This window comes from Atribacter sp. (assembly GCF_035418125.1).
Taxonomy (GTDB): Bacteria; Atribacterota; Atribacteria; order Atribacterales; family Atribacteraceae; genus Atribacter; species Atribacter allofermentans.
The window spans coordinates 1-7,888 of sequence record NZ_DAOLQM010000088.1 but is presented as its reverse complement, the minus strand read 5'-3'; the positions used below and the strand labels follow the sequence as shown (position 1 = coordinate 7,888).

Below are 7,888 nucleotides of genomic sequence, written 5' to 3'. Positions count from 1 at the left end.
TTTCCTTACAATATAGACACCCATACCACGTTGTGGCACCAGATAAAGGTGAAAACCCAAGATTCGACCTGCCATGGCAGGTCGCTACATTAATTAAAGAGTGGGCACAATTCATTGTGCCCACTACAATTTTTTAATCTTTTGTAGGGGCTTGATTTATCATGCCCGTAGATTTTCAGGATAGATGCAATTCATGTGATATGGTTGTACGTCCTTGTGGTAGAAAAGTGGTTTTATAAAAGCTGATTTTGATAGAATATCAGTATAAATTTTCAATTATAATATTGTAATATACTTAATGTAGAGAAATGAAAATCCAAAAACCGATATTTGATAAAGCTAATTGATTTCTAAACAGAAAAGGTTGTATATACAATTCATTCCAAATTTTTTTCTTAGTTTTTATAATTCTCAATAGAAAAAAGAATATAAAGGTATTAAAAAAACGTTAAAGTGAACGGCTGTTTGGGAAGGAATGAGATGAAGAAACGATTAATAAAATATCTCCCTTGGCTCACTCTCTTTTTTCTTTCTTTCATTATTACTTCCTGTATACCAAGCTTATTCCAGTTTGAAAATCCTCCAACCTACATCGCTCCAAACCTTCCTCCAATAGATATCCATGCCGATTCATTGGTTAAAAAATATGGTTGGGATGAAAATTTAGTAACCCGTTGGCCAAACGGAATTGTTGAAGTTTTTGACATGACTGGGTATCCTCATCTTCAAGAGGTTCTCAACAAATGGAATGAGGTGATTGGAGAACCAACTTCTTTTTACCTCAGTCCCAATCCTTTAAGTCCAATTATTATTACCGTTGATTATAGTCTCAATTTATTTCAAAATTGTGGATACACCGAAGTCTACATTGGAAATAATTCTATGATATACGGTGCGACAATTTTCATTTTTCCTGACGAAAACTTATGTCCTGTCTATGCTACCCTGCTTCATGAATTTGGTCATGTAGTTGGTTTCGGAGGACATACTAGCGATGGATGTGTTATGGATCCAATAAATCTCGGGAACACTCATTTAAGTGAGTCAGTTCATGCTATGGTTCATCGGTTATATCAACTTCCTATCGGAAGTTATTTACCTTAATTTTATTTAATCATTTAAAGAATTTTTATAAAGAGAGGATAATTTAAATGAATTTTAAAAATAAAACAGTGGTAATAACCGGTGGAGCTCAAGGGATTGGAAAAGCAATCTCTAAAGTTTTTCTTACCAAAGGAGCTTGGGTCTCGTCTTGGGACATAGATCAAGAAGCCCTAATGGAATGCAAAAATGAATGGCAAAGTTTTTTGTCTTTTTTCCCCTACCAATGTGATGTATCCAATCCCGAAAACATAAAAAATACTGTGAGTCTTTTAAGGCAACAATGTCAATCTATTGATATATTAATTAATAATGCTGGAATTTTGAACAATAAACCGATCGAGGAGCTTAAACCTGAAGAATGGGATCGGGTATTAAACGTTAATTTAAAAAGTATATATTTGATGGTCCATTTCTGCCTTCCTTATTTTTTACCAGGTTCAGTTATCATTAACATGGCTTCAACTCGAGCTTTTATGTCTGAGCCAAACACCGAAGCCTATTCTGCTTCAAAAGGAGGGGTGATCGCTCTTACTCATGCCTTGGCAATCTCACTTGCTCCTAAAAATGTTCGGGTAAATTCCATAAGTCCCGGGTGGATTGAAACCAGGGATTGGAAAAAAGAAAGCCGGAGAGAAAACCCAAATTTGAGCATTATTGACCATCAACAACATCCAGCCGGGCGAGTCGGTATTCCAGAGGATATTGCTCATGCCTGTTTATTCCTTTCTTCCTCAGAAGCCAGTTTCATTACTGGGGCTAATCTTATTGTAGATGGTGGCATGACTGTAAAAATGATTTATGCAGATTAAGTCTCACTATGACTAATTAGAAAATACAAGTTTTATCAGTTTAAAAAAGGAGGAACCATTTCGTGGACATGATCGATATTTCGATGGTGATATCACCAGAAATGCCTACCTACAAAGGGATAACAGAGAGAAAACCAATTATCGAAGTAACCAATACCATCGATCAAGGGTCTAATGAATCGCGTTTATCCATTTTGCACCATACCGGTACTCATGTTGATGCACCCTTTCATATGCTTTCTCAAGGAAAAACTATCGATCTTTATCCTTTACAACACTTTGAAGGAAAGGCTATCGTATTAGAACTTTCAAATTTGGAAAAAATCGAAGCTGAACACCTTCTCCCCTATGAAACCAAAATATCAACTGTAGACTTTCTATTGTTAAAAACGGACAACTCTCTTCAGCAACTTCATCCAAAAAAATTTGTTTTCCTAGGTGAATCAGGAGCAGGTTTTCTTTCTAAAAGATTTTTAAAAGGTGTTGGTATCGATTCTCTCGGCATTGAAAGAGACCAGCCTCAACACCCTACCCACCGTTTATTATTAGAAAATGATATTCTCATCTTTGAAGGATTAGTATTATCCCATGTGAATCCTGGTTTCTATTGGTTTTCTGGATATCCTTTAAAAATAAAAGCCGCGGATGGTTCGCCTATCCGAGCTTTCTTAAGGACTATCTCGAATGAATAACGAAAAGTTATTCATTTTCTTTGGTGCAACTGGTAATCTTTTTACTGAAAAAATTTTCCCAGCTTTTTATCATCTCATCCGTCGTGGAAAAATTGATAACTTTCATATACTGGCAATTGGCCGTCGGTTTGCAGATGAAAAATCCTACCAATCTTTTCTTTACCAATCTCTTTCAAATAAAATTCCTGAGCTCGATTCTTCAGTTTTGGATCATCTTTTTCAAAAAACCGATTATTATCAAGGGGATATCGATGATCCTCAGTCCCTCTTATCTTTTTTGGCTGAATATCATCTTAAAAACTACCAAGAAATTCTTTTCTATTTGTCAACACTTCCCTCAATTTATGCCCGAGTTCTTCTATTGATTAAAAGAATAAATGAGTATATACCATCAAAAATAATCAAAAAAATTATTATTGAAAAACCTTTTGGTTATGATAAAAAGAGCTTTATTCATTTAAACCAGCTTTTTAATAAGTTAGTACCAGAGAGAAATATTTATTATGTGGACCATTACTTGGGAAAAGATACCGTTCAAAATATTATTATTTTAAAAGCCGAGAATTGGTTTATTGAAAACCTGTTATCAGCGGGATATGTTAAAGAAATTCATATTGTTGTTAGTGAAAAGGAAGGGGTTGGTTCCCGTGGTAATTTTTATGAAGAAACCGGAGCGATTCGAGATATATTCCAAAATCACCTCCTACAACTTCTTTCATTGATTGCTATGGACATTCCACCTCTCTGTCAAGAAGATAAAATTGAATGCTCTTCCTTTTTGAATTCAATGCAACAGAAAAAGATAGAAGTAATTCAAAATATAAAACTTCCTGATGCCAAACAGGTTTTTCTTGGACAATACCAAAGCTATTCTCTAGATGCCTCTAATCCTTTTAGTAAAACCGAAACTTTCATTCGACTTCCTCTATATATTTCGAGTAAACGTTGGTCGGGTGTTCCTTTTTGGATCATAACTGGGAAAAAGTTGGCTCAAAAAATCTCCTATATCGAGATTATCTTTCATTCAACAACCACAAACGAAAACCGGCTAATCATTGAAATTCAACCTGAGGAAAAAATTGATCTAGTTATTCAAGCAAAAATTCCCGGCATGGGTTTATCTTCCTCTTCCGTCCGTCTCAATTTTAATTCTTTAGGAACCTTTGGAATCAATAGCCCCGAAGCTTATGAAAATATCATCATTGATTGTTTTCGAGGCGATAAAACCCTTTTCCCAGACTCCCAATTTATTCTCCACTCTTGGGAAATCGTTGATCAATTGAGGGAGCTAATTAATAAAGAACAGATTAAAGTGGAAAAATATGCCGACACCTTTTATCATGCCGAAGACTTTATAAATTCAAAAAATAACGCAGAAAACTATTGATTGACGGTTTTTTCTCCTATAACAAATTTGCCCTTTTGAACTTTTTCAAAAACTGGATTTTCGAAATCAAGATCGCTAATAAAATTCTGACACTCAATGTAATTATCATCGAAGAAAATCTTCGAGAGAGCAAACCCCTCAATAGTCTTATTATTATCACGATAGACTAAACCAATCGATTCAATTCGGTTCCCATTTGTCGAAAGAACTTCAACAGTATCAACTAGCTGAAAGTCTTTATTATCGAGGTTGATATAGCCTTTATTGCCTTTTAGAGTTGTCTTGACTTCCCCATTTTCGCCAAATACGACTAATTCTACCCCATTCGGGCAACTTGCACGCGATGACTGTTTGTTCAGCCTCATCTCTTTCGCTTCAAGTGCCCAAGCCAAGACTCCTTTTTCCCAACCTCTCACAACACCACCAGTTATAATAACCGGGGGATCTTCAGGTACTTCAACATTTTCTTCGGTCTTTTCTGAAGTCTCTTCATCTTCCGGTGGCGTTTGAGATTGAACTAAATTAAAAACAATAAAAAAGGCAACGGTTAATATTAATGCAATAACAACCAGTTTTATCCACATATTTTATCGAGAGAATGCGAAAATACCGTTTTCTCTTTCAATCCTTTCAGTCTTATAATCTGATAAAATCCAAGGAGTTTCCTGTTGTATTAATTCCTAAACTTTCCCAACAAAGAAAGAAAAACAGTAAAAATTTAAACTCCTCGCCCCAAGTTACAGAAAAATGGAGCGAGGGGGCAAGTTTAACAAGATACCATAGGTCATTTTTCCAACTCATACGGCCAACAAGCTAAACCACCATCCATTACCTTAACGTTGCCAAAGCCATTCGATTTCAATATCAGTAAAGCTTCATAACCTCTTAAGCTCACTGCACAAAAGGTAATTATCTCTTTTTCCCGTGGCAATTCATCTAATTTTTGTTTAAGATTGCCCAAAGGTATTAGAGTGCTCCCCGGAATCCTAACTTGTTGATATTCCTTAGGGGTTCTTACATCTAAAAGGATAAAATCTTCATTCCTTTTCCTTTTCTTTTCCACTTCTAAAGCTGATATTCCTATCATAGATCTATTCAGTTTGTTCCGTATAACATTGGCTGCAACGCAGACATTATCAATTGCTGAAGCATAAGGAGGAGCATAGGGTATATCAAGCATCGATAAGTCTTCAATGGTTCCTCCATAGTAGAGAGCTGTTGCAACAGTATTCGCGCTTTTCATAATATCCCCAGCTCCAACAAACTGGCCTCCCAATAGTTTTCCATTCCGTTTATCGACAATAATTTTGGTAATTACTCGTTTTGCACCAGGATAGTAATGAGCTTTATCGGGAGCAGGTACTAAGGCATACTCGGCATCAAAACCCAAATCCTTAGCTTGTTTTATTCCTAAGCCAGTTCGTGAAACCGTGTAATCGAATAGTTTAAAAACAACTGAATTTAAACCGCCTCGAAATACTTCTTGACCACCAGCAATATTAATGGCCACTGCTCGACCCTGTTTATTGGCAAGAGAACCCATGGGCATATAAGCACTCTTCAAGCAAACTAAATTTTCAATCTCAACGCAATCTCCTGCAGCATAAATAAATGGATCGCTGGTTCTCATAAATAAATCAACTTTAATACCACCAGTCTCTCCAATTTCCAAACCTGATTTTTTTGCTAAATCGGAATTGGGACGAAATCCAGTTGCAATAATAACGGCATCAGTATCGTATACATCCTTGTCGGTAACTACCTTTTTAACTATCCCACCTTCTCCTTCCAGTCGGAGTATTTTCTCTTCAACACATACATTGACCCCTTTCTCCTGGCAATAACGACGCACTAAAATTCCTAAATCATCATCAAGAATGGGGAGAATTTCTGGTAGCATTTCTATGACTGTAACCGATAACCCACTTTTCACCAGGCTCTCAGTCATTTCCATTCCAATCAAGCCACCACCAATGATAACCGCTTTCTTTGCCATTTTTTCTTTAATAATCCATCGAATCGCCTCGGCATCTTCAATGCCATGGAGAGTATACACGTGGGACAAATCCATACATCCCAATTCCATGCCAGGGTGCTCAATATCTACTGCTTTTATTGGTGGAATCATTACTTTTGCTCCAGTAGCAAATACCAAGTAATCATAAGGTAAGGTTTTTATCTGGTTGGTATCGAGGTTTTTTACCTCTACTTCTTTTTTTAACCGGTCAACCTTAATTGCTTCAGTTCGATTGTACACTTTCACATTTTTGGTTTTTTCAAAAAACTCAGGATCACGCAATACTCCTACTGGGGTTTCCATTAATTCTCGCTGTTCTTTTATGTCCTCGCAAATATAATAAGGTAAGCCACAGCCTGCATAGGATAAAAATTGACCTTTTTCAATGATAGTTATTTCCACCTCATGGTCTAACCTTCTAAGCTTAGCAGCTATTTTTGGACCAGCAGCAACTCCACCAATAATTACAACTCTTTTTGCCATTTTTTATCACCCCTATTTTATAAAGCTCACAACAGCTTCCATTATTAAGGTGCTTTCATATCCATTACATTGTTATATATGGCACCCAAACAATAAAGAGCTGCTCCACCAATAATGATTACTAATCCACCAATAGCTCCACTAATATTTCCAGCTATTGCCCAACTCGTCCCAGGCATCATTGTAGATGATTCATTGGGTAGGTTGGGCACAGTGAGAAAACTTAAAAACCTGCTCATTCCAAACAACGTAAAAACAATAACAATAATTCCAAAAACTAAGGTTATAATTCCAATTATTTTTAAAAATGTACCCATAATAACCCCTCCTCAATACACTTTTTTTTATTGTATCAAAATGTATTATATCCGTAACTAAAGGTTTTCATTAATTCTAGTATTTTTTTGAACGATGTTTTATTTCGCTTTAATAAATCCAGCTTTAAAATTGAATCACGTTATAATACAAAGAAACTAAAAAGGAGCTTTCAAGGAGTTATGAATAAATACTTTTTTACTGATCAAAATTAGACACTTATATTAAATATTAAAAGGATTTTCCAAATCATTCTCCAATTTCTTCAATATGATAATCAAGACTTAGATACTCTCCTATCAAAGGTTTAAAACCATCAGTCCGACTAAAAAATTTGAAAGAATCATTTAAAATTTCATTCTTATTACAGAATGGCAATGACCTTTAAAAATCAATCCCTTTTTAATAATATATTTTCTTGCCAAGGGTAAATTGTCGTATTATTTGACTTTCAATTCTTTCTATACTATAAATTATTCAAGGATTAAATAAAGTGATTCATTGTCTATTGCTAGTTAGGATTTAAATGTGACTGCTTTGTTTCATAAATCTTCTTTTTTTTCTAAAACCTTTTTTTTGTAAATAAAAAATGAGTTGATTTTTTAACAATTGAATTCAAGCTTCAAAAAGAATTGCTCAAGGAACTGAGGAGGTGATAAAGTACAAAAAACCAAGTTCCCTAAATATCAAACTTTAGAACTTTGTAAAGGAAGTTTTTAAGGAGGGAGAAACATGAAAAAAAATAGAATAATATTGTTATTCATTACTCTGATTTTTGTTCTATCTTTTGCTTTCGGAGTATTTGCTAAGGAAGGTGGACCCCCTTACACGGTTGGTTTGAGTAATGGACCGTTCACCCATAGCTGGCGAGTACAGATGATAGAAAGTATTCAACAAGAATTCGAGCTTTACAAAGAACAAGGATTGGCTGACAAGCTGATTATTCAAAACGCCGGTCCCGATGTTAATACCCAGATTGCCCAAATTCGTAATCTTATTGCCTCCGATGTTGACCTGTTACTCATAAATCCCAATTCTTCAACAGCATTAAACCCGGTCATGGAAGAAGCTCAAGAAGCAG

General features: G+C 35.4%; 8 protein-coding genes. 5 read left to right on the top strand and 3 right to left on the bottom strand.

The features are described from left to right. Positions 1–480 precede the first annotated feature (480 nt). The 4 genes from PLK24_RS05900 (at position 481) to PLK24_RS05885 (ending at position 3,992) form a co-directional block, all read left to right on the top strand. Positions 481–1,104 (top strand): zinc metalloprotease, encoded by a 624-nt coding sequence (locus PLK24_RS05900; RefSeq protein WP_324477222.1) that lies wholly within the window; start codon positions 481–483, stop codon positions 1,102–1,104. 47 nt (positions 1,105–1,151) lie between these two features. Beyond that, the gene (locus tag PLK24_RS05895; RefSeq protein ID WP_324477220.1) at positions 1,152–1,913 is read left to right on the top strand and encodes an SDR family oxidoreductase; all 762 of its coding nucleotides are present in this window, start codon (positions 1,152–1,154) and stop codon (positions 1,911–1,913) included. A gap of 68 nt (positions 1,914–1,981) precedes the next feature. Next, a complete protein-coding gene (locus PLK24_RS05890) occupies positions 1,982–2,605 on the top strand; it encodes a cyclase family protein (protein ID WP_324477224.1) in 624 nt (207 codons plus the stop codon). After that, positions 2,598–3,992, top strand: coding sequence for a glucose-6-phosphate dehydrogenase (locus PLK24_RS05885; protein ID WP_324477218.1), 1,395 nt, complete (start codon positions 2,598–2,600; stop codon positions 3,990–3,992). Before PLK24_RS05890 ends, PLK24_RS05885 begins: the two co-directional genes overlap by 8 nt. On the opposite strand, the gene lptC is transcribed toward PLK24_RS05885, so the two are convergent. From lptC to PLK24_RS05870, 3 genes are all read right to left on the bottom strand, one after another. Next, entirely contained in the window at positions 3,986–4,576 is a 591-nt protein-coding gene (lptC, locus tag PLK24_RS05880) for an LPS export ABC transporter periplasmic protein LptC (RefSeq protein ID WP_324477216.1), read from the bottom strand. The genes PLK24_RS05885 and lptC overlap by 7 nt on opposite strands. A gap of 200 nt (positions 4,577–4,776) precedes the next feature. After that, the gene (locus tag PLK24_RS05875) at positions 4,777–6,492 is read right to left on the bottom strand and encodes an FAD-dependent oxidoreductase (RefSeq protein WP_324477214.1); all 1,716 of its coding nucleotides are present in this window, start codon (positions 6,490–6,492) and stop codon (positions 4,777–4,779) included. Positions 6,493–6,536: 44 nt separating this feature from the next. Further along, positions 6,537–6,809, bottom strand: a complete 273-nt coding sequence (locus PLK24_RS05870) for a hypothetical protein (RefSeq protein ID WP_324477212.1) — start codon at positions 6,807–6,809, stop codon at positions 6,537–6,539. Positions 6,810–7,539: 730 nt separating this feature from the next. Between PLK24_RS05870 and PLK24_RS05865 the strand changes: the two genes are divergently transcribed. Then, a partial coding sequence (locus PLK24_RS05865) for a substrate-binding domain-containing protein (RefSeq protein WP_324477211.1) occupies positions 7,540–7,888 on the top strand: 349 nt, incomplete at its 3' end.

Excerpts from the sequence above, each read along its gene's own strand:
- PLK24_RS05900 (WP_324477222.1), top strand. The coding sequence starts at position 481 with ATGAAGAAACGATTAATAAAATATCTCCCTTGGCTCACTCTCTTTTTT.
- PLK24_RS05895 (WP_324477220.1), top strand. The coding sequence starts at position 1,152 with ATGAATTTTAAAAATAAAACAGTGGTAATAACCGGTGGAGCTCAAGGG.
- PLK24_RS05890 (WP_324477224.1), top strand. The coding sequence starts at position 1,982 with ATGATCGATATTTCGATGGTGATATCACCAGAAATGCCTACCTACAAA.
- PLK24_RS05885 (WP_324477218.1), top strand. The coding sequence starts at position 2,598 with ATGAATAACGAAAAGTTATTCATTTTCTTTGGTGCAACTGGTAATCTT.
- lptC (WP_324477216.1), bottom strand. The coding sequence starts at position 4,576 with ATGTGGATAAAACTGGTTGTTATTGCATTAATATTAACCGTTGCCTTT.
- PLK24_RS05875 (WP_324477214.1), bottom strand. The coding sequence starts at position 6,492 with ATGGCAAAAAGAGTTGTAATTATTGGTGGAGTTGCTGCTGGTCCAAAA.
- PLK24_RS05870 (WP_324477212.1), bottom strand. The coding sequence starts at position 6,809 with ATGGGTACATTTTTAAAAATAATTGGAATTATAACCTTAGTTTTTGGA.